This is a genomic window from Rhizobium aureum (genome assembly GCF_030182495.1).
GTDB classification, from domain to species: domain Bacteria; phylum Pseudomonadota; class Alphaproteobacteria; order Rhizobiales; family Rhizobiaceae; genus Rhizobium; species Rhizobium tropici_C.
On record NZ_JAQJCI010000005.1, the window covers coordinates 81,540 to 107,559 of the forward strand.

Consider the following 26,020-nt stretch of genomic DNA (forward strand, 5'->3'; position numbering starts at 1 on the left):
TTTTCACCTATAGAGAAATCTATCCGAAGACAGGCTTCAGGCCGTCGCTTCAACGACGCGAAGCGCCTTGGCGCGTTCCAGCGCATCCTTCTGAACGGCTTCCTGGACCTTTTCGAAGGCACGAACTTCGATCTGGCGGACACGTTCGCGGCTAATGTCGAATTCAGACGAGAGATCCTCCAACGTCACCGGCTCATCGGCGAGGCGGCGTGCCTCGAAGATGCGGCGTTCGCGATCGTTCAGCACGCCCATGGCGCGCGCCAGCATGCGGCGGCGCGTGTCGAGCTCGTCCTGTTCGATCAGCACGTCTTCCTGGCTGTCGTGATCATCGACGAGCCAATCCTGCCACTGGCCGGAATCGCCCTCGGAAGCCTTGATCGGGGCGTTCAACGAAGCGTCGCCGGAAAGGCGGCGGTTCATCGAAACGACTTCCTCTTCCGAGACGTTCAGCTTGGTGGCGATCTCGGCCACGTGTTCCGGCTTCAGATCGCCATCGTCGATAGCCTGGATACGGCCCTTCAGCCGGCGCAGGTTAAAGAACAGGCGCTTCTGGTTAGCCGTCGTGCCCATCTTCACCAGCGACCAGGAGCGCAGGATATATTCCTGGATCGAAGCCTTGATCCACCACATGGCGTAGGTGGCTAAGCGGAAGCCGCGTTCCGGGTCGAACTTCTTCACGGCCTGCATCAGGCCGACATTGCCTTCCGACACGACTTCGCCGATCGGCAAGCCATAGCCGCGATAGCCCATGGCGATCTTCGCCACGAGGCGCAGATGGCTGGTGACGAGCTTATGCGCGGCCTGACGGTCGGCATGTTCCGCATAGCGCTTGGCGAGCATGTACTCTTCCTGCGGTTCCAGCATCGGGAACTTGCGGATTTCATCGAGATAGCGATTGAGGCCGGCTTCTCCGGCAGCAATAGACGGTAAGGTATTACGGGCCATGATTTTGCACCCTCCTATTCGAGATTTGGTTCCTCCTGGGGGCGTATTTTGCGCGCCTTCTTCGAAGCGGACCAAGGCGTACGGGTCCGAGGACCCCGCACTGAACCAATGTAAAGATAAGTACGGCGAAATGGTGATTCAAGGATGTGGTCACGCAAGTGTTATTGCAGCGTGACCGCCGGTCCCGCCGTGACTTCGCCCTTGGGTTTATCCTCCCGAATGCTCCGGCAACAGGCAACTCGGTCACATAGACCTCGAAAACGCGGTCGCATTTTCGATAGACACAAGCGCTCGGACTTCGGTCCTCCATATCTGGCATTATAGGGCGGCAGGCCGTGAACGTCCAGCCGCTCGCTCCGGAGACGAACTCCTAGCCCCTGAGAGCTTCAACCAGTTCTTCCATATCCCCAGGCAGTGGCGCCTCGAAATGCATGACCTCGCCGGTACGGGGATGCTCGAATTGCAGCATGTAGGCATGCAGGGCCTGGCGGGTGAAGCGGTTGACGACCTGCTTTGCGGTCTCCGGCAGAAGATTGGCCTTGGTCTTGAAACCACCGCCGTAGACGGCGTCGCCAAGCAGGGGGTGACCGATATGCGCCATGTGCACGCGGATCTGGTGGGTGCGGCCGGTTTCCAGATGGCAATCGATCAGCGAGGCGAGTGCAGTCGAGTCCGGCGTCTCGTGAAAGCGCTCCAGCACCTCGTAATGCGTGATGGCCTCATCGGCCTCCTGTGAATCCGGACGCTTGACGGCTCGGCGGGTGCGGTCGCTGCTCGACCGGCCGAGGGGCGCATCGATGGTGCCGACAAGCTGGCGGGGGCGCCCCCAGACGATGGCCTGATAGGCACGCTCCAGCGAAGTCGTCCTGCCATGATCGGCAAATTGCAGCGACAGATGCCGGTGGGCGATATCGTTTTTGGCGACGACCATCACGCCAGTCGTATCCTTGTCCAGCCGATGCACGATCCCTGGACGGCGAACGCCCCCGATGCCGGAAAGGCTGCTGCCGCAATGATGGATCAGTGCATTGACCAGCGTGCCGGTCCAATTGCCGGCGGCGGGATGAACGACCAGCCCGGCGGGCTTGGAGATGACAATGACATCGTCGTCCTCGTAGAGCACGTCCAGCGGAATATCCTCGCCCAGCGGCGTCGGGTCTTCCGGCTCGGGCAGGGTGATCTCGTAGACGTCGCCGAGGCGAACCTTGCGCTTGGCGTCGGTCACCGGCGCGCCGTTGAGCGTAACGGCGCCGTCCTTGATCAGCGCCTGCACGCGGCTGCGGGAAAATTCCTCGCCGATCTCGGCCGTCAGCCATGAATCCAGCCGTCCTTCGGCATTTTCATCGACGGTTAGGACTTTTCTAATGCCCGCGGCTTCTTTAAAGGGGTCGCTCAAATCTATTCTCCGGCGCTCAAAGCGCTCTTCAGGAAGCAAGGACGCATCGATGACGAATCTCGAGCCAGACGATCAAGAGGAAAAACCCCTCGATCCGGCCCTGGAGAAAGTCCGACGCAAGATGATCCGCCTGCAGATCGTCTCTGCGGCCGTCATGGTGGTGAGCCTTATGGCTGTCTTCGGTGCGGTTGTCTACAAGACGATGAAGCCAGCGGCCAAGCCCGCAGGGCAGGCGGCGTCCGGCATTCCGTCCGATGCCCCGGTTGCGGTGACGGCACTGCTGCCGGCGGGCTTTACGGTGCAGTCCACGGCGCTGTCGGGCAACCAGATCCTGTTCTACGGCACGCTTGCCGGCGGCCAGCGCCAAGCCATCGTCTTCGACTACGGTATCGGTCGCATCGTGGCGACCGTATCGCTGTCCAACTGACGGCCTGACGATGGCGAGTGAGCGGCTCATCGAGATCACGCATCCCGACGATCCGCGTATCGCCGAATTCCGCAATATCCGCGAGCGCGATCTGACAGGTCGCGAGAACCGCTTTGTTGCGGAAGGCACTGTCGTGCTGCGGCTTCTTGCCAGCGCTCATTCGGCGGGTGGCGATTTCACCGCCGAAAAGGTGCTGCTCCTCAAGAACCGCGTTGCCGGCCTAAGCGACATCATCGACACCTTCCCGTCGGATGTCCCGATCTATGTCGCCGAAGCCGAGGTGCTCGACGGCATTGTCGGTTTCCATCTCCATCGCGGTGTTCTGGCAATTGGACGCAGAACGGTGGAAGACGGGATGAGCGGCCTTCTCGATCGCCTCCCGAAGCACGCGCTCGTGCTCGTCGGCTGCGGCATTTCCAATCACGACAATATGGGTTCGATGTTCCGCAATGCGGCAGCCTTCGGCGCGGCTGCGGTACTGCTCGACGAGAGCTGCTGCGATCCGCTCTATCGCAAGGCGCTGCGGGTTTCGGTCGGTTCGATCCTGACCGTGCCCTACCGCCGGCAATCGTGCAGCGTGGAGCTGCTTGCGGCGCTGGCCGAGCATGGCTTTGCGATCTGGAGCCTCTCGCCGCGCGGGGCGGTCGATATTCGCGACGTCACGGCTTCGGAGCGCATGGCGCTTGTCGTCGGCACGGAAGGGGACGGTTTGCCGGAGAGTATCCTGTCCGCCTTCGACAGCGTGCGCATTCCGCAGGCGCCGGGGCTGGACAGTCTCAACGTCGCGACGGCCAGCGGCATCGCACTTTACGAGATGGCAGCGAAGCACGGCCGCATCTGAACGGGGCGGTCAGGGATGCTTCGGCAGCATGGCCGCGACGCGATCGGCAAGGCTGAGGCGCGCACCCGGCTCGGCGGGTTCTCTATCCTTCGGCAGGAGATCGAAGATCGGAGAGCTATCGCCCTCCTTCAGCGCCGTCAGCGCCACCATATTGGCAGCGATCTTCGCGATCTCCTCGCGCATGGCGTCGTCATGCGCGGGCGAGCGGGTCTTTGCCAAACGGTCCGAAAGAGCCGTAGCCCGGTTGCGGACCTCTTCCGTCATTTCGGCGATCTCGTCTTCCACTGTCCGTTCCGGTTCTGCCATTTGCGGCGGTTCTGCAGATTTTGCCTGATCATCGGCGGTCGCGATCACCGCGGCGGCTGAAAGTTTCGGCGTTCTTGCCGGCTTTTTCGGTGGCGTTAGACCGGCGGCGCGCAACGCCTTGCCGGCCTCCTTGGATTCCCTGACGGCGGTTTCGAGCCGCTCCCTCAGTCGGATGACATCCTGAGCCTGCCGCTCGATCGCGGTTTCCTTGTCGGCGCTGCCGGCGATCTCGCGATTGAGGCGCTCCTCGAGCCGCTTGTTCTTGTCGCTTTCCTGCCGCAGCGCCTGTGCGGCATCCGCAGCGCGCAGGTTTGCCGCGCTCAGCTCCTGGCGCAGCGTATCACGCTCGTCCCGCAATGTATTGATGCGCAGCTTCAGGCTTTCGATTTCGGTTTCGCGCGTTGCGAGATCGATCTTGAGATTGTCCGTGTCGGCGGCCATCTTCGTCATCCGCTTGCGCAACCCGTCGATATCGGCTTCTTTTTCGGCACTGGCCTGCTCGGCAGCATGGATGCCCGATTTGAGCTGGCTGATATAGCTCTCCTCTTGCCTCAGGCGGGAGCGCAGTTCACCCGCTTCCGCTTCCAGATCGTCGATGCGTGTCTGCAGCTCCGCGTTTCCGGCGGAGAGGCGGCTCGCTTCCTGCTGAAGCTTGCCATTATGGATCTGCAGGGCAACGGTCTTGTCGCGCTCCTGGCTCAGGGCGTGTTCGGTTCTGGCGTTTTCGGCCGCAAAGAGGGCGCGCGCCATATCCTTCTGCGCGCGCACTTCCTGAGGGCTCAGCGGCATGGTCGCCTTCAGGCGCTTTTCGGTGAACCAGACGATGCGGCTATGGATTGCCGGCGCGGTGAGAAAGACCAGAAGAGCGGCCGTCAGAAAGCCCAATCCGAACAAGAGAGCAAATTGAATCACGACGCGGCCAGTATCCTGGAGTTATGTTCGATCTCGATAAAATGATTAATCATGGGTTAGCCATGCGGGCAAGCGTTTAACGCGGATATGGTTTATCGGCACGAGGACGAATTTACGGAAAGAAAAGGCCCGCGATTTGCGCGGGCCAAGGCTGGGCGCCTGGGAGACCATATGAGGCCCGGGATCAGAAAGGATTCCAGGTCGGGCTGGACGTAACCTTCAGATAGCCGAGGTTGACGCCAAGGCGGGCGCCAAGGCCAGTGCGGATCGGCACGAGGACGATGTTGTTGTTCTTCAGCACGGTCATGCCGAAGCCGGCAACCACGAAAGCCTGGCCGCTGACGCCGCCAAAGCGCGTATAGACGCTGTCAATGCTCGGCAGGTCGTAGACCAGCATCATGACCCGGGTGCCCTGGCCGCCATAATCGAAACCGAGCGACGGACCCTGCCAGTAGAGCGGATGCTCGCCGGCGTTCTTGGTGTTGAGCTGGCCCTCGCCGTAGGTCAGGCCGGCGAGGAACGCCCCAGAACCCTCCTGGCCGAGAATATAGCCATTCGGCAAGCCATATTGCTGGAAGGCCCGCTCGACCACCTTGGCGAGGCCGCCGCTGGTGGAACCGAAGAAAGAATGGCCGGCATCGACGATTTCCTGCGCCGAATACTGATTGGTGGGCGCGGCAGAAGCCTGGCGGACCGGCAAGGCGAAGCTCACGAATGCGACAATGGCCAGGATCAGGCCGAGGCCGAGCGTCCTGGTGCCGGGGCTTGGCATTCTCTTGAGGAGTTCATAGCGCATGAAAGTCATCCGTTCATCATGGTCGGTGCAACGGGGACGAATAAGCAACGCATTCGGCTGAATGCGCCACGCATGGCACGCCCCCATATTCAGACCATTCCGCCCATCTATCGCAGGCCGATTCGCGTGCGAAAAAGTCTGATGGTGATGAGTGCATTTTGCGTCGATGGTCTTAACAATCGGTTTACCAAATATGGTGTCATTATGGCGCGCGGTACACTGGCTGCGACAACCCTCGGGCAACCTTACCGTGGCAACGTGGACTCGACTGCATTTTGCCTTGCCAGCATTCAGGAGACAATGAATGTCGAAGAACCCGAATCTCACTTTGACCGGACCGGATCTGGCCGCACTGCTATGCAGCCGCGTCTGCCATGATGTGATCTCTCCGGTCGGGGCGATCAACAATGGCCTGGAGCTGCTCGACGAGGGTGGTGCTGACGCCGATGCCATGGATCTGATCCGCACAAGCGCGCTCAACGCTTCCGTCCGCCTGAAATTCGCGCGCCTTGCCTTCGGCGCTTCGGGCTCGGTCGGGGCCTCGATCGACACGGGCGAAGCGGAGCGGGCGGCCAAGGATTTCGCCGCTGCCGAGAAGAAGACCGAGGTCAACTGGATCGGCCCGCGCGCCATCATCGCCAAGAATCGCGTCAAGCTGCTGCTCAATCTCTTCCTCGTTGCCTATGGCGCCATTCCGCGCGGTGGCAATATTGACGTGACGCTCGAAAATCCGGAATTCGACGCCAAGTTCACGATCACCGTGAAGGGGCGGCTGATGCGCGTGCCACCGAAATTTGCCGAAATCTGCTCGGGTACCCTGGAGGAGGCGATCGATGCACATTCGATCCAGCCTTACTACACGGTTCTTCTTGCCGAAGAGAGCGGCATGGAGCTTTCCTACAATGCGACGCCGGAGGAATTGACCTTCGTGGCGTCCATGGCAGCACAATAAACGGATCGGTTCACCGGTGTCTTTCACCCGCGGTCGAGCATCGGCGGCGGGTTTATTTTTTCGTGCATTGAAAATTCTGTGCAATCTTGGGGTTGTCCGCTCAATTGATCATGTAGCGGTAACGAATCCTTAGCTTGCTGCTCCTATCGTTTCAATTTGAAGCCGGCATTGGATGATGGCGGCTGATGCCAGGGAGCTCATAGATGCAGCGGTTCATGATAACGGATACATCGGATGTCGTACGGAAGGTCGGCAAACGAATCCTGTCCGAGCTGGATTTTCTCGTGAGCGAAGCCGGCGATGCACGTGAGGCGCTGATGCGCTGCCAAGCCGAAATGCCTGATTATCTGATCGTGGATGCCGGCATGGAAGGGGCGCTCGAGCTCATCGCCAGCATCCGGGCAATGCCCAATGGCAAGGACGTGAAGATCTACTACTGCGTCATCGAGGCTGACCTTCGCAAGCTGATGGCCGGAAAGCGCGCGGGCGCCACCGATTTTCTGCTGAAACCATTCGATCGCAAGATCCTGACGGCCATCTTCGGCAATCGTGCCGCGGCCGCGTAAATTTTAACGAGGCATATCAAGCAGCGATAGCCGTCCTTCGAGGCGGCTGTTCTTTTGCGCTCCATTGCAGCGCCAAAAAAAATCCCGCCTGAGGAGGCGGGATTTCCGTGTATCGGCGGTAAAGGCAGGTTTGGCTCAGGCGCTTTCGGCGAAATCGCTGCTGTCGGGCTCGCGCAGCACATAGCCGCGGCCCCAAACGGTTTCGATATAGTTGGCGCCGCCGGCGGCGTTGGCCAGCTTCTTGCGGAGCTTGCAGATGAAGACGTCGATGATCTTCAGTTCCGGCTCGTCCATGCCGCCATAGAGATGGTTGAGGAACATTTCCTTGGTGAGTGTCGTGCCCTTGCGCAGCGAGAGCAGCTCCAGCATCTGGTATTCCTTGCCGGTCAGATGCACGCGCTGGCCGCCGACTTCGACGGTCTTGGCGTCGAGGTTGACGATGAGCTCGCCGGTCATGATCACCGACTGGGCATGGCCCTTGGAACGGCGGACGATGGCGTGAATGCGGGCGACCAGCTCGTCCTTGTGGAAGGGCTTGGTCATGTAGTCGTCGGCGCCGAAGCCGAGTCCGCGAACCTTGTCCTCGATGCCGGCCATGCCGGAGAGGATCAGGATCGGCGTCTTGACCTTCGAAAGGCGCAGGGTGCGCAGCACTTCGTAGCCGGACATGTCAGGAAGGTTGAGATCGAGAAGAATGATGTCGTAGTCGTAAAGCTTTCCGAGATCGACGCCTTCCTCACCGAGATCGGTGGTATAGACGTTGAAACTTTCGGATTTGAGCATCAATTCGATGCTCTGCGCTGTCGCGCTGTCGTCTTCAATGAGTAGAACCCGCATAATTGTCCCCTTTACCGCCGCCGAAAGGTCGTCAGCCCCCTTACGCGATACCGATCAAATCACTGGTTGATTTGGAAGCTGCCATGCAATGGTTAACAAATTCTGATTCACTCTGGCAAGTCGTATCGAATTTATTAAATAATTTTTCCATTGCACTGTTTTCCAACGACAATCAGTAAAACCTTCTCCTAAAGTATCGCATTAAGAACTCACGCCAAGTGATTCATCCGACTCATCAATGACAACATGTCGAAATCCGACCGCAACATTTACCGAGCCTTAAATCATTGCGCCTATCATTAACGATGCCCGTAAACGAAAGGTTACCAGCGGTAGGCTTTTATTAAGATCGCTGGAAATTTTTTTAACCAAGCCGTCTCAAAGCGGTTCGGCGGGCGGGAATATCGAGAGCCGGGGTCTCGCATCACGGGAGTAATGCGTATGAAGTCACGTGAGAGCCTTGTTCGCCTGAAAGAGTTTCAGGTGAACGAAAAACGCCGTCAACTGCAGCAACTGCAGATGATGATGGCGGAATTTGACCGCATGACGAAGGAACTGGAAAGCCAGATCGTGCTGGAAGAGAAGAAGTCCGGCATTTCCGATCCTAACCACTTTGCTTACCCGACTTTTGCCAAGGCGGCCCGCCAGCGCGCGGACAATCTGCAGGTGTCGATCCGTGAGCTGCAGGTTCAGGAAGAAACGCTGGAAAGTTCGCTCGAGGAAATGCAGGCGGAATATGCCAAGGCTGCCGCGCTCGAGGAGCGTGATGGTTTGGGTTCGGCGCGGGCACGCGCCTGACAACGCAAGTTCGCGCCCCTTTCGGGATCGGGTTTAGCTTCATCCCGATATGAGGGTAATCTTCGCAATGCGGGCGATTTACGAAGGGCGCATGAAAGCTGCGCATGACTGGCCGTGACGGGGCCGGCCATGCGCAGCTTTTGCATTTTGAAAAGTAATCCGTCTATCTGGACGGATTAATATGCGCATGAAGCATTACGTGAGTGTGCGCACGGTTCCTGCTGCCGCCGCGCTTAGAGATTGACGACGTCGCGCCAGTCATCATGGCGTTGCGACTGCGCCTTGAAGAAGGGGCAGAGCGGAATGATCTTCCAGCCGCCGCGGCGTGCTTCCTCGACGGCGTGAAGGGCCAGAGCCTGGCCGACACCCTTGCCGCGCAGGGCATCCGGCACACCGGTATGGTCGATGATGATCAGCTTGGGGGAGGTGCGGGAAAACGTCATTTCTGCCTCGTGGCCTTCGACGGTCGCGACATACCGCCCGCCGGATGCATTGTTTTCGTTGCGGATATCCATGATTTTTTCCCTTAACGCGTTGCAGATGACGAGGATTGCATGTGCTCCGACGTATGCCAACCATCGAGATTGTTAACGGATCGTCTCCGTTTAAATTGGTGTCGAAAAACGCCGAGCCAAGCCCTTTGCTGCCAAGCGCGCTACATTCTCAGAGAGCAGTGCGACAAATAATTCGGGCCTCTTTGCTGGAAAGAGGCCCGAACACAAAAGCAAATTAAGGTGGTGCTGTCGCTGCTGTCAGTGGCGATACTGCTGTATGCGGGTCGTCCGGAGGCCGGCAAGGCCATGGGTATTGATGGACGACTGCCAGGAGAGGAACTCTTCGACGGTCAACGTATAACGTTCGCAGGCTTCTTCCAAGCTGAGCAGACCACCACGCACGGCGGCGACAACCTCTGCCTTACGACGAATGACCCAGCGGCGCGTATTCGGCGGCGGAAGGTCTGCTATCGTCAGCGGGCTGCCATCGGGGCCGATGACATACTTCACTCGGGGACGTATCATTTCGGTCATTGGACTCTCTACACACACTCAAGACCACGAGAGGCACTCTATCTTGCCACATTTAAAAATTGCCTAAGCACATGGTAAGACTTTGCTAATAAATTTAATCAATGTGGCGGAGAGGTGATTTGCGTATGTTTCGCCTGAGCAAAACACCTGAAAGTCCCTGTTATTTCAGGGTGAATCGTATTCACTCTATGATTTTTCGTCAGTGAAAACTTACGCTTTAGGGCCGAAATTTCGGTAGCTGATTTGCTGCTCTGCGGCTCGGGAGCAGGTGCAAGAATTGTTTTTACTTGCAAAAATAAACTTACGCCGACACGCCTTGCTTCTGTCCACCCCAGCAGATGAAGTGCGGATTGGCGAAGTCGCAATCCTCACTCTGATCGGTCTTGCCGTATGTCAGAAGGCCGCCTTCGACGGTTACCGTCATGCCGCCCGCCGCCCTCAACACGGCATCGCCGGCTGCCGTATCCCATTCCATGGTCCGGCCGAAACGTGGATAGACATCGGCCTTACCCTCGGCGAGCAGGCAGAATTTCAGCGACGAACCGATCGATGTGCAGCCGGAAACCGCATTGTCCGTCAAAAAGCCTTCGGTTTTCGCATTGCTGTTGCAGCGGCTGGCTAGCGCGGTCAGTTTGGCGGGTGGTTCGCGCACGGCGATGGTCAGGCGGTCGGCAACGGAAAATTGCTCGTCGACGATCAGCTTGCGGGCTCTGCCGGGTTCACCGGTAAAGGCGACACCAAGTGCCGGGGCATAGACGATGCCGATGAGGGGAATACCATCCTCGATATAGGCGATGTTGACGGTGAACTCGTCACGATGCTCGATGAATTCCCGGGTGCCATCGAGCGGGTCGACCAGAAAGAAGGCGCGGCCGCGTACGTCCGGAATCTTGCCGGCGGCAACCTGCTCCTCGGCAATGGCGGGGATATGGGGAAAATCGCGTTCGAGGTGCCGGAGAATGATGTTTTCGGCGCGTTCGTCCGCCAGCGTGACGGGGCTCAAGTCCTGCTTCAAGGCAACGGAATAGCCGGCACGATAGACCTCCAGAATGGCCTTTCCTGCCTCGAGCGCCGCCTTTTCGAATGTTGCAAGCATCTGCTTCTTCGTCTTCCGCGCACAGTCCGCGCCTGAACTCTCCGGACATTATATATAAGAAGTTGCGATTGCGAAGTTTAGACTTCCGATGCCCCTTCCTTCGCCTTAACGTGTAAGCAAAGGTTTAGCAACAGCGCCCCGTGTGGCTTTCCGAGTGGGCGGGCTTTTCGGCAGCTTGGCAATGTATTCTTCCGAGAGCAGACCGTGCCCGTCACTGCGCATTCGGAAAAGATCTTGTTCTGTTTGCGAAGCTTTTTCGTCCTTTCGGGACTTGTCGTTTTTATTGCATGTGCGAATGTGCGGCCGGGTCGTGATCGGGATGAATGCATGCGTTATTCGGCTTATCAGCTTCTAAAACAGGCGTTTTCAGGCAATCGCCATTGGCAGCCGCTGTGGCGGACGCCGGAGCCGAAACCACATTATGACGTGATCATCGTTGGCGGTGGCGGACATGGCTTGGCGACGGCCTATTATCTCGCCAAGGAATTCGGCATTACCAATGTCGCAGTGCTGGAAAAGAGCTATATCGGTTCCGGCAATGTCGGGCGTAACACGACGATCATCCGCTCCAACTATCTGCTGCCCGGTAACGAGCCTTTCTACGAGTTCTCGATGAAGCTCTGGGAAGGGCTTGAGCAGGATTTCAACTATAATGCCATGGTGTCCCAGCGCGGCATCGTCAATCTGTTCCATTCCGATGGCCAGCGCGATGCCTATGCCCGGCGCGGCAATGCCATGCGCATGCACGGCGTCGATGCCGAATTGCTCAATCGCGAGCAGGTCCGCCGGATGATGCCCTATCTGAACTTCGATCATGCCCGCTTTCCGATTCTTGGTGGCCTCCTGCAGCGGCGCGGCGGCACGGCGCGGCACGATGCGGTCGCCTGGGGTTATGCGCGTGGCGCCGACAGCCGCGGCGTCGATCTCATCCAGCAATGCGAAGTAATCGGCATCCGCCGCGACGAGGGTGGTGCAGTGACAGGGGTGGAAACGAACCGTGGCTTCATCGGCTGCAACAAGCTGGCGCTCGCGGCCGCCGGCCATACATCGATCCTCGGCAATATGGCCGATCTGGAATTGCCGATCGAAACGCATGTGCTGCAAGCCTTCGTTTCCGAGGGGCTGAAGCCTGTTATCGACAATGTCATCACCTATGGCGCAGGACACTTCTATATATCCCAGTCCGACAAGGGCGGCTTGGTCTTCGGCGCCGATATCGACTACTACAGCTCCTATGCGCAGCGCGGCAATCTTGCGACCGTCGAGCATACCATGGAGGAGGGGGTGGCGCTTATCCCCGGCCTGTCGCGCGTCCGCGTGCTGCGCACCTGGGGCGGCGTCATGGACATGAGCATGGACGGTTCGCCGATCATCGATCGCACGCCCATCGAAAATCTTTATCTGAATTGCGGCTGGAACTATGGCGGCTTCAAAGCGACGCCCGCCTCGGGCTTTTGCTTCGCGCATCTGATCGCCAAGGGCGAGAGCCACGATGTCAGCCGCCTTCTGCGCCTCGACCGTTTCGAGCGCGGCTTTGCGATCGACGAAGGCGGCAAGGGTCCGCAGCCGAACCTGCATTGAGGGCACAATACCAATGGCAAGCTTGATCATCTGCCCGCATTGCGGCGTGCGACCCAAGGAAGAATTCTCCATTCGCGGCGCATCCGTCGTTCGCCCGGCGCCGACTGCACCGGATGAAGACTGGAACCGCTATGTCTTTGTCCGCGACAACGAGCGCGGCCGGATTCAAGAGTACTGGCATCATAGCGCGGGATGTCGCCGCTGGCTGGTCGTCGAGCGCAGCAATGTCACGCACGAGGTCTTTTCCGTTACCGATGCCGAGGACAAGGCGAGGGAGGCGGCACGATGACGGCCTATCGACTGTCGACAGGCGGGCTCGTCAATCGGAGCCGCCCGCTTTCCTTCCAATTCGACGGCAAGGAAATGAAGGGTCTGGAAGGCGATACACTCGCCGCCGCCTTGCTTGCCAACGATCAGATGCTGGTCGGGCGCAGCTTCAAATACCATCGGCCGCGTGGTGTTCTGACCGCAGGCTCGGCCGAGCCGAATGCGCTCGTCACCATCGGCAAGGATGGCCGCACCGAGCCGAATACGCGCGCGACCGTCGCTGAGCTCTATCAGGGCATGAGTGCAGTGAGCCAGAACCGCTGGCCGTCGCTGAAGTATGATTTTGGCGCGATCAATGGCTTGTTCTCGCCCTTCCTCGGCGCCGGCTTCTACTACAAGACCTTCATGTGGCCGGCCGCCTTATGGGAAAAGGTCTATGAGCCGCTGATCCGTCGCGCTGCCGGCCTCGGCAAGGCGGTCATGCAGGCCGATCCGGACCGTTACGAGAAGGCCTGGGCGCATTGCGACCTGCTTGTGATCGGCTCCGGTCCGGCGGGGCTCATGGCGGCTCTGACCGCTGCCCGCGCGGGCTTGCGCGTGGTATTGGCCGACGAAGGCTTTCGGCTCGGCGGCTCGCTATTGTCGGAAAAGCTGACGATCGGCGGCGCTTCTGCTGACGTGTTCGTGCAGGCAACGCTTGAGGAGCTGCAGAGCTTCGATAACGTGACCTTGATGCCGCGGACCACCGTGTTCGGCTGGTATGACGGCAATGTCTTCGGCGCGGTCGAGAAGGTACAGAAGCATGTAGCGATGCCATCGCCCGACCTGCCGATCGAGCGGCTCTGGCGCATCGCCGCCAAGCGCGCCATCCTCGCCTCGGGTGCGGAAGAACGGCCGCTGGTGTTCGGCGGTAATGATCGCCCGGGCGTGATGATGGCCGGCGCCATGCGCAGCTACCTCAACCGTTATGGCGTCGTTGCCGGGCAGAAGGTGGCGGTTTTCACCAATGGCGGTTCCGGCTACCGAACTGCGGCCGATCTCGCCGCTGCAGGCGTCGAGATTTCGGCAATCCTCGACACGCGTGCCGCATCGGCGGATGCTGCTCCTCAGGGCGTGCGCGTGGTTCATACGGCAAGCGTCCACGCGACCAAAGGCAAATATCGCATCAGCGGCGTCATCGCCGATCGCGGTGGGCTGGATGAGCTGATCGCCTGCGATGCACTGGCAATGTCGGGCGGTTGGTCGCCGATCATCCATCTTGCGTGCCAGCGCGGCGCCAAGCCGGTCTGGTCGGACGAGAAGCAGGCCTTCATGGCGCCAATCGTTTCTGGAGAGCTGGAGATTGCCGGTTCGGCTGCGGGTATCGAGAGCGTTTCCGGCTGTCTTGCCGACGGCGCGGACAAGGCACGGAAGATTGTCGAAAACCTGGGCCGCACGGCTTATGCGGCTGACTTGCCCGAAGTGGAGGGTGAGTATGATCCATCCTTCGCCGCGATCTGGCATGTGCCGGGTGCCAAGGACAAGGCATTCGTCGACTTCCAGAATGACGTCCACAGCAAGGATCTGGGCCTCGCTTTGCGTGAAGGCTTCGGTCATGTGGAGCATGCCAAGCGTTATACGACCAGCGGCATGGCAACGGACCAGGGCAAGCTCGGCAATGTCAACGCCGCCGGCATCATCGCCGGCATGCGCGGTGTCAGCCCGGCCGCCGTCGGCACCACGACATTCCGGCCGTTCTATACGCCGGTATCCTTTGGCGCACTGGCGGGAACCGCGCGCGACAAGCATGCGCAGCCGATCAGGGAATCGCCGCTGCATGGCTGGGCGAAGAAGAATGGCGCGGCCTTCGTCGAGGCTGGTCTCTGGTATCGCTCGTCCTGGTTTGCCCGGCCGGGCGAGAAGGGCTGGCGCGACAGCGTCGACCGCGAGGTGCTGAATGTCCGTAACAATGTCGGGCTTTGCGATGTGTCGACGCTCGGCAAGATCGAGATCTTCGGCAAGGATGCGGCGGAGTTCCTCAACCGGCTCTACTCCAACGCCTTCCTCAAGCTGCCGATCGGCAAGGCGCGCTATGGTTTGATGCTGCGCGAAGACGGTATGGTCTTCGATGATGGCACGACGAGTCGGCTGACGCCCGACCACTTTTTCATGACGACCACGACGGCGATGGCCGGTGAGGTGATGACGCATATGGAATTCTGCGCTCAAACGCTTTGGCCGCAGCTCGACGTTTGCTTCGTGTCCTCGTCCGATCAATGGGCGCAGATGGCGATTGCCGGCCCGAAGGCGCGGCTGGTGCTGGAGCAGATCGTGGAAGACGATATTTCCGACGCGTTCTTCCCCTTCCTTGCGGCAGCCGAAATCATGCTGAAGGGTGGGCTCAGGGCGCGCCTGTTCCGCATTTCCTTCTCGGGTGAGCTCGCCTATGAACTGGCGGTGCCGGCCGGCTACGGCGAGGCGGTTGCCGATGCCATCATGGAGGCCGGCAAGGTGCATGGCATCTGCCCCTATGGCGTCGAAGCCCTCAACGTGCTGCGTATCGAGAAGGGTCATGTCACCCATAATGAACTGGATGGCCGCACCACACCTGACGATGTCGGGCTCGGACGGATGATGGCGGCGCAGAAGCCGGATTTCATCGGCAAGAGGCTCTCGACCCGCTTTGGTCTGACGGCCGCCGATCGCGGGCAACTCGTGGGCCTGAAGCCTCTCGATACCACGAAGGAAATTCACGCCGGCGCGCATCTTTTGAAGGAAGGCGCACGGCCATCGACCGTGAACGATCAGGGTCATGTCTCCTCGGCCTGTTTCTCGCCGACGCTCGGTCATTCCATCGCGCTCGCTTTCCTGAAGTCGGGCCGGGAGCGGATTGGCGAGCATGTGATCGTCTGGGACGGATTGCGCGGCGAGGAAGTGGGGGCGGAAATCTGCAGTCCGGTCTTTGTCGATCCCGACAACAAGAAACTTTTGGGGTGATGGATTGATGAGCGTCGCGTTTCAGAACAGGCACGTGCTGGAAGATCATATTTCGGGCTTCGAGGCGGCCGCAAATCCGAATCATCTCGCTGTGCTGCGTCGTCCGGTGATCTTCTCGGTGCTTGGCAAGGCCGGGGATCAGGATGATGTCTTGGCGAGCTTGAAGGCGATCAAGGACGTATCTGTTCGCAACGTCGGACCGAGGGAATGGCTTGTCGTGTCGGAGGCGCTTGGCGCCGATAGTGTGGCGCGGGATCTCTTCAAGCTCGATCCGGCCCGGCTTTCCTTCTTCGAGCAGAGCGATGGCCGTGTGCTGCTGCGCATTTCCGGTCCCAGCGTTCGCCGAATCCTTGCCAAATGCGTGGCTGTCGATCTGCATCCGCAGGTCTTTGCCGAGGGACAGTCAGCGAGCATGCTGTGCTGCCATGTCGGCGCCAATGTCGCGCGCACCGGCCTCGATCGCTTCGAAATCATCGTGCCGCGCTCCTATGCCGGCAGCGTCTTCGAAGAGATCATGGAAATGGGGCGGGAGTTCGCGCTGACGGCCGGTTTCGCCGATTGAAAAACCTTATGTCGCCGGACATGGAATGGCTTGCAGCCGGATTCCGTTGCCGATAGCAGATGGCGCGATCCGAACAATTGCGATGGCGCAAACAGACATATCGGTTTCGCAGTTCGGGCTATTTGGCCTTCCGGATAGCCTCTAGGTTTCCTCTCAAATACGGTCGGTCGCGCGGGAAGACACCCGGCGGCTTCGTGCCGAAAACAGGGGATTCCCAATGAAAAGCCATGCCAAGGTCGTCGTCATCGGTGGCGGTGTCGTCGGATGTTCGGTGCTCTACCACCTGACGAAATTCGGCTGGACGGATGTGGTGCTGCTCGAACGCTCCGAACTGACATCCGGCTCGACTTGGCATGCCGCCGGCGGCATGCATACGATCAATGGCGATCCGAACGTCGCCAAGCTGCAGAAATATACGGTCGAACTCTATAAGGAGATCGAGGAATATTCGGGCCAGGATATCGGGTTGCATCTGACGTCCGGCCTGATGCTGGCGGCCACGCCGCAGCGCTTCGACTGGCTGAAATCCATTCTCGCCAAGGGCCGCTACAACGGTTTGGAGGCGACGCTGCTGACGCCGAAGGAAGCGCACGACATGATGCCGCTCCTTGATCCCGATCAGTTCGTCGGCGCGCTTTACGATCCCGTCGAAGGCCACCTCGATCCCTATGGCACAACTCATGCCTATGCCCGTTCGGCCAAGAAGAACGGCGCTGAAATCTATCTCCATACCAAGGTGGAGGAGCTGGTGCAGCGCGAGGATGGCTCCTGGCGCGTCATCACCAACCAGGGCGAGATCATCGCCGAGCATGTCGTCAATGCCGCCGGTCTCTGGGCGCGCGAAGTCGGCCGCATGGTGGGGCTGGAGCTGCCGGTGCTCGCCACGGAGCATATGTATCTCATCACCGAGGACATGCCCGAGGTCATCGACTTCAACAAGACGACGGGCAAGGAGCTGATGCATTGTGTCGACTTCGACGGCGAGATCTATCTGCGCCAGGAGCGGCAGGGCATGCTGATGGGCACCTATGAAAAGGCCTGCCGTCCATGGTCGCCGGTGACGACGCCGTGGGATTTCGGCCACGAGTTGCTGGCCGAGGATATCGAGCGCATCACCCCGGAACTGGAAGTCGGCTTCCGCCATTTCCCGGCCTTCAACAATGCCGGCATCAAGCGGATCATCAACGGACCCTTCACCTTCTCGCCCGATGGTAATCCGCTCGTCGGGCCGGTGCGCGGCTTGAGGAACTATTGGTCGGCCTGTGCCGTCATGGCCGGCTTCAGCCAGGGCGGCGGTGTGGGTCTCGCGCTCGCCAACTGGATGATCTACGGCGATCCGGGCTTCGATGTCTTCGCCATGGATGTTTCCCGCTATGGCGACTACGCGACGCTCGCCTATACGAATGCCAAGGTACGCGAGAATTATGCCCGTCGCTTCTCGATCCGCTATCCCAACGAGGAGCTGCCGGCGGCGCGTCCGCTGCTGACGACGCCGATCTACGACATACTGCAGCAGGCCGGCGGCGTCTTCGGCGCTTATTACGGTCTCGAGCAGGCGCTGTGGTTCGCGCCGAAGGGTGAGGTCGACCAATTCTCATGGCGCCGTTCCAACGACTTCGATGTCGTCGGCGCCGAAGCGAAGGCCGTGCGCGAGAGCGTTGGCCTGATGGAAACTTCGGGCTTTGCCAAATATTCGGTCAAGGGGCCGGGCGCGGAAGCCTTCCTCGATACGCTGCTCACCTGCCGCATTCCCGCCATCGGCCGCATGACGCTGGCTCCGATGCTGAAGCATGACGGCAAGCTGATCGGCGATTTCACCCTGGCGAAACTGGGCGAGGGGGATTTCCTTCTCATCGGCTCCGGCATTGCCGAGGCCTATCATATGCGTTGGTTCGAAAGCCTGCTGCCGAAGGATGGCTCGGTCGAATTGCAGGCTCTCGGCCTTTCGCTGCTTGGCCTGTCGGTCGCCGGTCCGAATGCCCGCAAGCTCATGCAGAAGCTGACCCATCAGGACCTCTCCACCGCAGAGTTTCCCTTCATGTCGATCCGCCGCATGGATCTCGGCATGGCGCCGGCGATCGTCGGCCGGGTCTCCTACACCGGCGATCTCGGTTATGAGATCTGGATGAAACCGGAATATCAGCGCTACATCTTCGACCTCCTGATGGAGGAGGGGGCCGAATTCGGCATCCGGCTCTTTGGTCTGAGGGCATTGAACGCGCTTCGTCTCGACAAATCCTATGGCAGCTGGGCGCGTGAATATCGTCCGCTTTACGGGCCGCTGGAAGCGGGACTGAACCGCTTCGTGGCCTTGTCCAAGGAGGCCGATTTCATTGGCAAGGCGGCTGCATCCAAGGAGAAAGCGGAAGGCGGGGTGCTGCGGCTGCGTAGCTTCATTCTCTCGGCAAAGGACGCCGATGTCATCGGCGACGAGCCGATCTATCACAATGGCGCCGTCTGCGGCTGGGTTACGTCGGGCGGCTACGCCCACGCCTCCGGGCTTTCGGTTGCCGTCGGCTATGTGCCGAAGGACATCGCCGACGAGGCGCAGGGGTGGTCAATTGAATTGCTCGGCGAGCTTCTGCCGGCGAGCTTGCAGGCTGAACCTCTGTTCGATGCCGATGGCGCACGCATGCGCGCCTGACAGATATCGTCGAGCGCAAGGACGGCAGGCCCGAGATAGGGTCTGTCGCTGATAAAAGCTTTTCAGCGAAGATTCGAAGTTCGGTCGTTTTGGCTGTTTTTGAGCCACGAGCTGCCGCTTTTGTGTCATTTTTGGTCGGATTCGCGTCAGCCCACAGCGATTTGAAAAGAATTTGTCAATTTCTTGCCTTTTTGGCTTCACATTTCCTTCGAAAACAGTATGGAATCGCGGCCACGGGCCTTCGCGAAGGAACCTAAAAAAGCAATAAGAGATGCGGTGGGCTGACGCCGCATCCAGGGGAAATGATATATGGATTATTTTATCCAGCAGCTCTTAAACGGGCTGACTCTCGGGTCGATCTACGGCCTGATCGCCATTGGCTACACCATGGTTTACGGCATCATCGGCATGATCAATTTTGCCCACGGTGATGTTTTCATGCTTGGCGGCTTTGCCGCTCTCATCGCCTATCTGGTCCTCGTTTCGCTCTTCGCCGGCCTGCCGGTGGCGATCATGCTGCTCGTCATGCTCATCGTCGCGATGCTGATGACGAGCCTGTGGAACTGGGTGATCGAGCGTGTAGCTTATCGTCCGCTGCGCGGTTCTTTCCGCCTTGCGCCGCTGATCACGGCAATCGGCATGTCGATCGTGCTGTCGAACTTCATCCAGGTCGCTCAGGGTCCGCGCAACAAGCCGATCCCGACGCTTGTGGGCGATGTCTATAATTTCGGCGGCGTCTCGGTGTCGCTGAAGCAGATCGTCATCTACATCATCACGGTCGTGCTGCTTGCCGCCTTCTGGTATCTGGTCAACAAGACGGCGCTTGGCCGCGCCCAGCGCGCCACCGAGCAGGATCGCAAGATGGCGGCTCTGCTCGGCATCAATGTCGACCGCACCATCTCCGTGACCTTCATCATGGGTGCGGCATTGGCTGCCGTCGCCGGCACGATGTATCTGATGTATTATGGCGTCGCCAACTTTTCGGACGGCTTCGTGCCGGGCGTCAAGGCCTTCACCGCCGCGGTTCTCGGCGGCATTGGCTCGCTGCCGGGCGCAGTCCTCGGCGGGTTGATGATCGGTCTTATCGAGTCGTTCTGGTCGGGCAATTTCGCTATCGCGTACAAGGACGTCGCAACATACGGCATCCTGGCCTACGTGCTGATCTTCAAGCCGACGGGTATTCTCGGCCGGCCGGAAGTCGAAAAGGTATAACGCCATGGCACATTCAAACTTCGTTGCAGGCAAGACCGCACCCGGCCTTGTCCAGAAAGGGATTACGGACGCCTTCTGGACCGCGCTGATCGCTTTCGGCATGTTCGTTCTCTACATCGGTCTCAAGACCGAACAGAACATGGACAACAAGCTGATCATCGTGCAGCGCTGGGGCCTTCTGGCGATCATCGTTGCAATCGCTGCCGTCGGTCGCTTTATCATGACGGTCTTCGTTCAGCCTTATCTGGCCGCGCGAAAGGCCGCCAAGGCCAAGGTCGTTGAGGTGGAGGGCGAACCCAGCTTCGCCACCAGGCATTTCAATAAGATCGCGCTCGTCCTCCTGCTCATCTATCCGTTGGCGGCGGTGGCGATCTTAGGCCCGCAGGGATCGCTGACCTATGTCGACAATTTCGGCATTCAGATCCTCATCTATGTTATGCTCGCCTGGGGCCTGAATATCGTTGTCGGCCTCGCCGGCTTGCTCGACCTCGGTTATGTCGCCTTCTACGCGGTCGGTGCCTATTCCTACGCGCTGTTGTCGATGCATTTCGGTCTGTCCTTCTGGCTGCTTCTGCCGATATCGGGCCTTCTTGCAGCGCTTTGGGGTATGATCCTGGGCTTTCCGGTCCTGCGTCTGCGAGGTGACTATCTGGCGATCGTCACGCTGGCCTTCGGCGAAATCATCCGCATCGTGCTGACCAACTGGACCGACGTGACGCAGGGAAGCTTCGGCATCTCCAACATCACCAAGGCATCGTTCTTTGGCTTCTACACCTTCGATATGAAGGATCCGCACAACTTCGTCCGTAGCTTTGGCCTGCCGATCTCGTCGGCCTGGTACAAGATCTTCCTGTTCTACGTCATCCTGTTGCTCTGCATGCTGACCGCTTATGTCACCATCAGGCTGCGCCGCATGCCGATCGGACGTGCGTGGGAAGCGCTACGCGAAGATGAAATCGCCTGCCGCTCGCTCGGCATCAATACGGTGACGACGAAGCTCACGGCTTTCGCAACCGGCGCGATGTTCGGCGGTTTTGCCGGCTCCTTCTTCGCCGCGCGTCAGGGCTTCGTCTCGCCGGAATCCTTCGTCTTTCTCGAATCCGCCGTGATCCTCGCCATCGTCGTTCTCGGCGGCATGGGATCGCTGAAGGGCATCGCGATTGCTGCGATCGCCATGGTTGGCGGCACCGAATTGCTGCGCAACATGAGCTTCCTAAAGACCGGGCTGGTCTTCGGCGATACGACGATCATTCCCGGCTTCGGCCCGGACTTCACACCGGAACTCTACCGCATGCTGATCTTTGGCCTTGCCATGGTGGTCGTGATGATCTTCAAGCCGCGCGGCTTTGTCGGCACGCGTGAGCCGACCGCTTTCCTCAAGGAGCGAAAAGCGATCTCCGGCAGCTTCACCAAGGAGGGCCACGGCTGATGAACGCTGTGACCGCAACCCCCGACGACATCCTGCTGAAGGTCGATCACCTGTCGATGAAGTTCGGCGGCCTGATGGCGATCAACGACTTCTCCTTCGAGGCGAAGCGCGGCGACATCACGGCACTGATCGGCCCTAACGGCGCCGGCAAGACCACGGTGTTCAACTGCATCACCGGCTTCTACAAGCCGACGATGGGCATGATCAGCCTGCATCAAAAAACCGGCAAGGAATATCTCCTGGAACGGCTTCCGGATTTTCGGATCACGCGCGAGGCCAAGGTGGCGCGCACTTTCCAGAATATCCGCCTGTTCTCGGGCCTGACAGTGCTCGAGAACCTGCTGGTGGCGCAGCACAACAAGCTGATGCGCGCCTCCGGTTACACGATCCTCGGTCTTCTCGGGATCGGCCGGTATCGCAGCGAAGCGAAGAATGCGATCGAGCTCGCGCGCTTCTGGCTTGAGAAAGCCGATCTCATAGACCGCGCCGACGATCCCGCTGGTGATCTCTCCTACGGTGCTCAGCGCCGTCTGGAAATTGCCCGCGCCATGTGCACAGGCCCCGAGCTGCTCTGCCTCGACGAGCCGGCGGCCGGTCTCAACCCTCGCGAATCCCTGGTTCTGAATGAATTCCTGCGCAGCATCCGCAAGGATACCGGCACGTCGATCCTGCTGATCGAACACGACATGTCTGTGGTCATGGAAATCTCCGACCATGTCATCGTGCTCGAATACGGACAGAAGATCGCCGACGGTACGCCGGATGAGGTCAAGAACGATCCGAGGGTGATCGCTGCCTATCTGGGTGTCGAGGATGAGGAAGTGGAAGAGGTGATTGCCGAAGTCGAACACCTCCAAGAGGGTGAAAATTGATGGCGGGGCAACCACTTCTGAAGGTCGCGGGTGTCGAAACCTACTACGGCAATATCCGCGCGCTTGCCGGTGTCGATATCGAAGTCAACAGCGGTGAGATCGTCAGTCTGATCGGTGCCAACGGTGCCGGCAAATCGACGCTGATGATGACGATCTGCGGCAGCCCGCAGGCCCGAACCGGATCGGTCACCTTCGACGGCCGCGATATCACCCACATGCCGACGCACGAGATCGCGCGGCTTCGCATCGCCCAGTCGCCTGAAGGCCGGCGCATCTTTCCGCGCATGACGGTCTATGAAAACCTGCAGATGGGCGCGAGCCTCGACAAGCTCAAGCATTTCAACGAGGACGTCGAGAAGATCTTCACGCTGTTTCCGCGCCTCAAGGAGCGCCAGTCGCAGCGCGGCGGTACGCTCTCGGGCGGCGAGCAGCAGATGCTGTCGATCGGCCGCGCGCTGATGGCGCGTCCCAAGCTGCTGTTGCTGGACGAGCCGTCGCTCGGTCTTGCGCCTTTGATCGTCAAGGGCATCTTCGAGGCTATCAAGGTCTTGAACCGGACCCAGGGGCTGACGGTTTTTCTTGTCGAGCAGAATGCCTTTGCGGCGCTCAAGCTATCCGACCGCGCTTATGTGATGGTCAACGGCCGTGTGACGATGAGCGGTTCGGGCAAGGAACTGCTCGCCAATCCGGAAGTGCGCGCCGCCTATCTCGAAGGCGGACATCATTGAGTTTCGTTCCTCGGAGAATTTGACATGCAGGGACTTCTCTTCGACAGCGATACCGGCGGCCGCATGGTCATCCGCGCGGTTATCGTCATTCTCGGCTTCTGGACCGCATGGCGCGCAGGCCGCGCTGTCGCCTCCAACTGGGAAACCTATCCTCTTGTCGTCATCTACAGCTTTCTGATCGGCCTTGGCCTGCAGTTTCTGCACCATTCGCTATTCGAAGGGCCGGTGTTCGATCCCACCATCTACATCATCGACATCGTTCTTCTGCTCGTCTTTGCGACGGCGGGATACCGGTATCGGCGTACCGATCAGATGGTGAATAACTATTACTGGCTCTATGAAAAGACCTCGGCCTTTTCCTGGAAGAAGAAGAATTGACAGCGTGCCGAAACTAGGCACAGTCTGTATGTAGAAGTTGCGTCATCCTGCCTCATAAAAACGAAAGACCGACGACAGGATGATGCTTCCAAAGTTCGGAATACAAGCTTTACCGGCGTGATGATTGGTGGGTATCGCGCAGGGCAAATCAAACGGAACCCGCTTAAAAAATTGGGAGTAACAATATGAAGAAGTATCTTCTGTCGGCGGTGGCTCTGTCGGCGATGATCACATTCGGCGGCGTTGCTAAGGCCGACATCATTGTCGGCGTTGGCGGTCCCTTGACAGGCCCGAATGCTGCGTTCGGCGCGCAGCTCCAGAAGGGTGCCGAGCAGGCCGCTGCCGATATCAATGCGGCTGGCGGCATCAATGGGGAAAAGGTCAAGATCGAACTCGGCGACGACGTCTCCGACGCCAAGCAGGGCGTTTCAGTTGCCAACAAGTTCGTCGCAGACGGTGTGAAGTTCGTTGTCGGTCACTTCAACTCGGGCGTTTCCATCCCGGCTTCCGAAGTTTACGCCGAAAACGGCATCCTGCAGATCACTCCCGCTTCGACCAATCCGAAGTTCACGGAACGCGGCCTGTGGAACACCTTCCGTACTTGCGGTCGCGACGACCAGCAGGGCGAAGTTGCCGGCAAGTATATCGCCGACAATTTCAAGGGCGCCAAGGTTGCCGTCGTTCATGACAAGACCCCGTATGGTCAGGGCCTTGCCGACGAAACCAAGAAGAACCTCAACGCCGCCGGCGTGAAGGAGGTTCTCTACGAAGGCATCACCCCCGGTGACAAGGACTACTCCGCCCTCATCGCCAAGATGAAGCAGGCTGGCGTCGACTTCGTCTATTACGGCGGTCTGCATACCGAAGCCGGCCTCATCATGCGTCAGATGGCCGACCAGGGCGTAAAGGCTCACTTCATGTCCGGTGACGGTATCGTCTCGAACGAATTGGCTTCGATCGCCGGCGACGCCGTTGACGGCACGCTGATGACCTTCGCGCCGGATCCGCGCAAGAACCCGGCTTCCAAGGATCTGGTTGCCAAGTTCCGCGCTGCAGGCTACGAGCCGGAAGGCTACACGCTCTACTCCTACTCGGCTCTGCAGGTCATCGCTGCCGCTGCCAAGGCTGCCGGTTCCAACGATCCGATGGCTGTTGCGGACGCTCTGAAGGCAAAGGGTCCGTTCAAGACCGCCATCGGCGAGCTTGGCTTCAACGCCAAGGGCGATATCACCCGTCCGGATTACGTCATGTACAAGTGGGCCAAGGGCTCCGACGGCAAGTACAACTACGACGAAATCTCGAAGTAATTCTTGCATCGCCTTTACGGGCATTGCTGATCTTAGGAGCCCGGCCATCGGCCGGGCTTTTCTCATGCCGTTTTCATAGTTCCGAAGTCGGTTCGCCGTTTCCTTCGTGCAAAAGCTGCTTTAAATCTGCCCCTGTATCGGCAGGAGGAAGGCAGCATGAGCAAACCCCGTATTCTCGTTACACGGCGCTGGCCGGCCGCGGTCGAGGCCGTGCTCTCGGAGCGTTTCGACACCACTTTGAACAGGGATGACGCAGCACTCGATGCGGGGCAGCTGCGCGAGGCGCTGCTCACCTATGACGGCGTCCTGCCGACCGTATCCGACAAGCTTCCGGCCGCGCTCTTCGAAGGTCAGGTAATCCGCACAAGAATCCTCGGCAATTTCGGTGTCGGCTTCAATCACATCGATGTCGCCGCCGCCAAGGAAAAGGGCATCGTCGTCACCAACACGCCCGGCGTGCTGACGGATTGCACGGCCGATATCGCCATGCTGCTCCTGCTTTCCGTTGCCCGGCGCGGCGGAGAAGGGGAGCGCGAACTCAGGGCCGGGGCATGGACCGGCTGGCGGCCGACGCATCTCGTCGGTACCAAAGTCACCGGCAAGACAGTCGGCATCATCGGCTTCGGCCGCATCGGCAGGGCGTTCGCGCAACGCTGCCATTTCGGCTTCGGCATGGATGTCGTCTTCTACAACCGCTCCGCCATCGATCCGATGGAGGCCGCGCGCTATGGCGCCGTGCAACTGCAGAGGGTGGAGGATGTTCTCGAAGTCTCGGACTTCGTCTCCCTTCATTGCCCCGGCGGTGCCGAAAACCGTCACCTGATGAATGCGGCCCGCTTCGCAGCCATGAAACCCGGCGCCTTCCTGATCAATACGGCAAGGGGAGATGTCGTCGACGAGGCGGCGCTGATTTCCGCACTGGAGAAGGGGACGATCCGCGGCGCCGGCCTCGATGTCTATGAGGCGGAGCCGCATGTACCCGAGCGTCTGCGGGCGATGAACAATGTCGTCCTCCTGCCGCATCTCGGCAGCGCCACCGAAGAGACGCGCACCGCCATGGGCATGAAGGTCGTGGACAATATCACCGCCTTCTTTGCCGGGCACCAGCCGCCGGATCGGGTGATATAGCTTCTTCCTGCCGCAAGCCGAGAGAGGGCGTGACGG

At 59.6% G+C, this 26,020-nt stretch carries 25 protein-coding genes; 17 read left to right on the forward strand and 8 right to left on the reverse strand.

The annotated features are described in order from the left end of the window. Window positions 1-36: 36 nt before the first annotated feature. Together rpoH and PH552_RS14495 are read right to left on the reverse strand one after the other, a co-directional pair. Entirely contained in the window at window positions 37-945 is a 909-nt protein-coding gene (gene rpoH, locus PH552_RS14490; protein WP_112340468.1) for an RNA polymerase sigma factor RpoH, read from the reverse strand. Between the two features lie 370 nt (window positions 946-1,315). Next, window positions 1,316-2,341: an RluA family pseudouridine synthase gene (locus PH552_RS14495; protein WP_183762896.1), complete on the reverse strand. Its 1,026-nt coding sequence runs from the start codon at window positions 2,339-2,341 to the stop codon at window positions 1,316-1,318. Between the two features lie 49 nt (window positions 2,342-2,390). Between PH552_RS14495 and PH552_RS14500 the strand changes: the two genes are divergently transcribed. Both PH552_RS14500 and PH552_RS14505 read left to right on the forward strand, forming a co-directional pair. After that, entirely contained in the window at window positions 2,391-2,768 is a 378-nt protein-coding gene (locus PH552_RS14500) for a hypothetical protein (RefSeq protein WP_112340466.1), read from the forward strand. A 10-nt stretch (window positions 2,769-2,778) separates the two neighbouring features. Then, the gene (locus tag PH552_RS14505) at window positions 2,779-3,609 is read left to right on the forward strand and encodes a TrmH family RNA methyltransferase (protein ID WP_183762898.1); all 831 of its coding nucleotides are present in this window, start codon (window positions 2,779-2,781) and stop codon (window positions 3,607-3,609) included. A 9-nt stretch (window positions 3,610-3,618) separates the two neighbouring features. Here PH552_RS14505 and PH552_RS14510 read toward each other — a convergent pair whose 3' ends face one another. Beyond that, window positions 3,619-4,827: a coiled-coil domain-containing protein gene (locus tag PH552_RS14510; RefSeq protein ID WP_183762901.1), complete on the reverse strand. Its 1,209-nt coding sequence runs from the start codon at window positions 4,825-4,827 to the stop codon at window positions 3,619-3,621. A gap of 184 nt (window positions 4,828-5,011) precedes the next feature. Next, window positions 5,012-5,623: a DUF1134 domain-containing protein gene (locus PH552_RS14515; protein WP_112340568.1), complete on the reverse strand. Its 612-nt coding sequence runs from the start codon at window positions 5,621-5,623 to the stop codon at window positions 5,012-5,014. Window positions 5,624-5,927: 304 nt separating this feature from the next. Between PH552_RS14515 and chpT the strand changes: the two genes are divergently transcribed. Then, on the forward strand, window positions 5,928-6,575 hold the full coding sequence (gene chpT / locus PH552_RS14520; RefSeq protein ID WP_112340463.1) for a histidine phosphotransferase ChpT: 648 nt from the start codon (window positions 5,928-5,930) through the stop codon (window positions 6,573-6,575). 203 nt (window positions 6,576-6,778) lie between these two features. Beyond that, a complete protein-coding gene (locus tag PH552_RS14525) occupies window positions 6,779-7,141 on the forward strand; it encodes a response regulator (protein ID WP_183762904.1) in 363 nt (120 codons plus the stop codon). Between the two features lie 135 nt (window positions 7,142-7,276). Here the strand turns inward: PH552_RS14525 and ctrA are convergent, their stop codons facing one another. Then, window positions 7,277-7,978 (reverse strand): response regulator transcription factor CtrA, encoded by a 702-nt coding sequence (gene ctrA, locus PH552_RS14530; protein ID WP_069611718.1) that lies wholly within the window; start codon window positions 7,976-7,978, stop codon window positions 7,277-7,279. A 441-nt stretch (window positions 7,979-8,419) separates the two neighbouring features. Between ctrA and PH552_RS14535 the strand changes: the two genes are divergently transcribed. Beyond that, a complete protein-coding gene (locus PH552_RS14535; protein ID WP_112340461.1) occupies window positions 8,420-8,776 on the forward strand; it encodes a flagellar export protein FliJ in 357 nt (118 codons plus the stop codon). Window positions 8,777-9,009: 233 nt separating this feature from the next. On the opposite strand, the gene PH552_RS14540 is transcribed toward PH552_RS14535, so the two are convergent. The 3 genes from PH552_RS14540 to cysQ all read right to left on the reverse strand — a co-directional run bounded on the left by PH552_RS14540 (window position 9,010) and on the right by cysQ (window position 10,900). Then, entirely contained in the window at window positions 9,010-9,291 is a 282-nt protein-coding gene (locus tag PH552_RS14540) for a GNAT family N-acetyltransferase (RefSeq protein ID WP_112340460.1), read from the reverse strand. 237 nt (window positions 9,292-9,528) lie between these two features. Further along, window positions 9,529-9,804, reverse strand: coding sequence for a CtrA inhibitor SciP (gene sciP, locus PH552_RS14545; protein WP_004107124.1), 276 nt, complete (start codon window positions 9,802-9,804; stop codon window positions 9,529-9,531). Between the two features lie 301 nt (window positions 9,805-10,105). Next, a complete protein-coding gene (cysQ, locus tag PH552_RS14550) occupies window positions 10,106-10,900 on the reverse strand; it encodes a 3'(2'),5'-bisphosphate nucleotidase CysQ (RefSeq protein ID WP_112340459.1) in 795 nt (264 codons plus the stop codon). Between the two features lie 327 nt (window positions 10,901-11,227). Here cysQ and PH552_RS14555 point away from each other — a divergent pair, with 327 nt between their 5' ends. From PH552_RS14555 to PH552_RS14610, 12 genes are all read left to right on the forward strand, one after another. Continuing rightward, the gene (locus PH552_RS14555) at window positions 11,228-12,481 is read left to right on the forward strand and encodes a sarcosine oxidase subunit beta family protein (RefSeq protein ID WP_112340567.1); all 1,254 of its coding nucleotides are present in this window, start codon (window positions 11,228-11,230) and stop codon (window positions 12,479-12,481) included. Window positions 12,482-12,494: 13 nt separating this feature from the next. After that, complete coding sequence (locus PH552_RS14560; RefSeq protein WP_112340458.1) at window positions 12,495-12,770, forward strand: sarcosine oxidase subunit delta; 276 nt, start codon at window positions 12,495-12,497, stop codon at window positions 12,768-12,770. After that, window positions 12,767-15,724: a sarcosine oxidase subunit alpha family protein gene (locus PH552_RS14565; RefSeq protein WP_112340457.1), complete on the forward strand. Its 2,958-nt coding sequence runs from the start codon at window positions 12,767-12,769 to the stop codon at window positions 15,722-15,724. Before PH552_RS14560 ends, PH552_RS14565 begins: the two co-directional genes overlap by 4 nt. Before the next feature lie 7 nt (window positions 15,725-15,731). Continuing rightward, on the forward strand, window positions 15,732-16,286 hold the full coding sequence (locus PH552_RS14570) for a sarcosine oxidase subunit gamma (RefSeq protein WP_113250539.1): 555 nt from the start codon (window positions 15,732-15,734) through the stop codon (window positions 16,284-16,286). Window positions 16,287-16,503: 217 nt separating this feature from the next. Next, window positions 16,504-18,930 (forward strand): GcvT family protein, encoded by a 2,427-nt coding sequence (locus PH552_RS14575; RefSeq protein WP_285166080.1) that lies wholly within the window; start codon window positions 16,504-16,506, stop codon window positions 18,928-18,930. A 309-nt stretch (window positions 18,931-19,239) separates the two neighbouring features. Beyond that, complete coding sequence (locus PH552_RS14580) at window positions 19,240-20,142, forward strand: branched-chain amino acid ABC transporter permease (protein WP_112340454.1); 903 nt, start codon at window positions 19,240-19,242, stop codon at window positions 20,140-20,142. A 4-nt stretch (window positions 20,143-20,146) separates the two neighbouring features. Continuing rightward, window positions 20,147-21,571 carry a high-affinity branched-chain amino acid ABC transporter permease LivM gene (gene livM, locus PH552_RS14585; RefSeq protein ID WP_112340453.1) on the forward strand — a complete coding sequence of 475 codons (1,425 nt, stop codon included), beginning with the start codon at window positions 20,147-20,149 and terminating at the stop codon, window positions 21,569-21,571. Beyond that, on the forward strand, window positions 21,571-22,443 hold the full coding sequence (locus PH552_RS14590; protein WP_112340452.1) for an ABC transporter ATP-binding protein: 873 nt from the start codon (window positions 21,571-21,573) through the stop codon (window positions 22,441-22,443). Before livM ends, PH552_RS14590 begins: the two co-directional genes overlap by 1 nt. Then, window positions 22,443-23,171, forward strand: coding sequence for an ABC transporter ATP-binding protein (locus PH552_RS14595; protein WP_112340451.1), 729 nt, complete (start codon window positions 22,443-22,445; stop codon window positions 23,169-23,171). Before PH552_RS14590 ends, PH552_RS14595 begins: the two co-directional genes overlap by 1 nt. Window positions 23,172-23,195: 24 nt before the next feature. Further along, window positions 23,196-23,549 (forward strand): DUF6867 family protein, encoded by a 354-nt coding sequence (locus tag PH552_RS14600; protein ID WP_112340450.1) that lies wholly within the window; start codon window positions 23,196-23,198, stop codon window positions 23,547-23,549. Window positions 23,550-23,734: 185 nt separating this feature from the next. Beyond that, window positions 23,735-24,856, forward strand: a complete 1,122-nt coding sequence (locus PH552_RS14605; RefSeq protein WP_112340449.1) for a branched-chain amino acid ABC transporter substrate-binding protein — start codon at window positions 23,735-23,737, stop codon at window positions 24,854-24,856. Window positions 24,857-25,012: 156 nt separating this feature from the next. Beyond that, the gene (locus PH552_RS14610) at window positions 25,013-25,984 is read left to right on the forward strand and encodes a 2-hydroxyacid dehydrogenase (RefSeq protein ID WP_112340448.1); all 972 of its coding nucleotides are present in this window, start codon (window positions 25,013-25,015) and stop codon (window positions 25,982-25,984) included. Window positions 25,985-26,020: the final 36 nt, after the last annotated feature.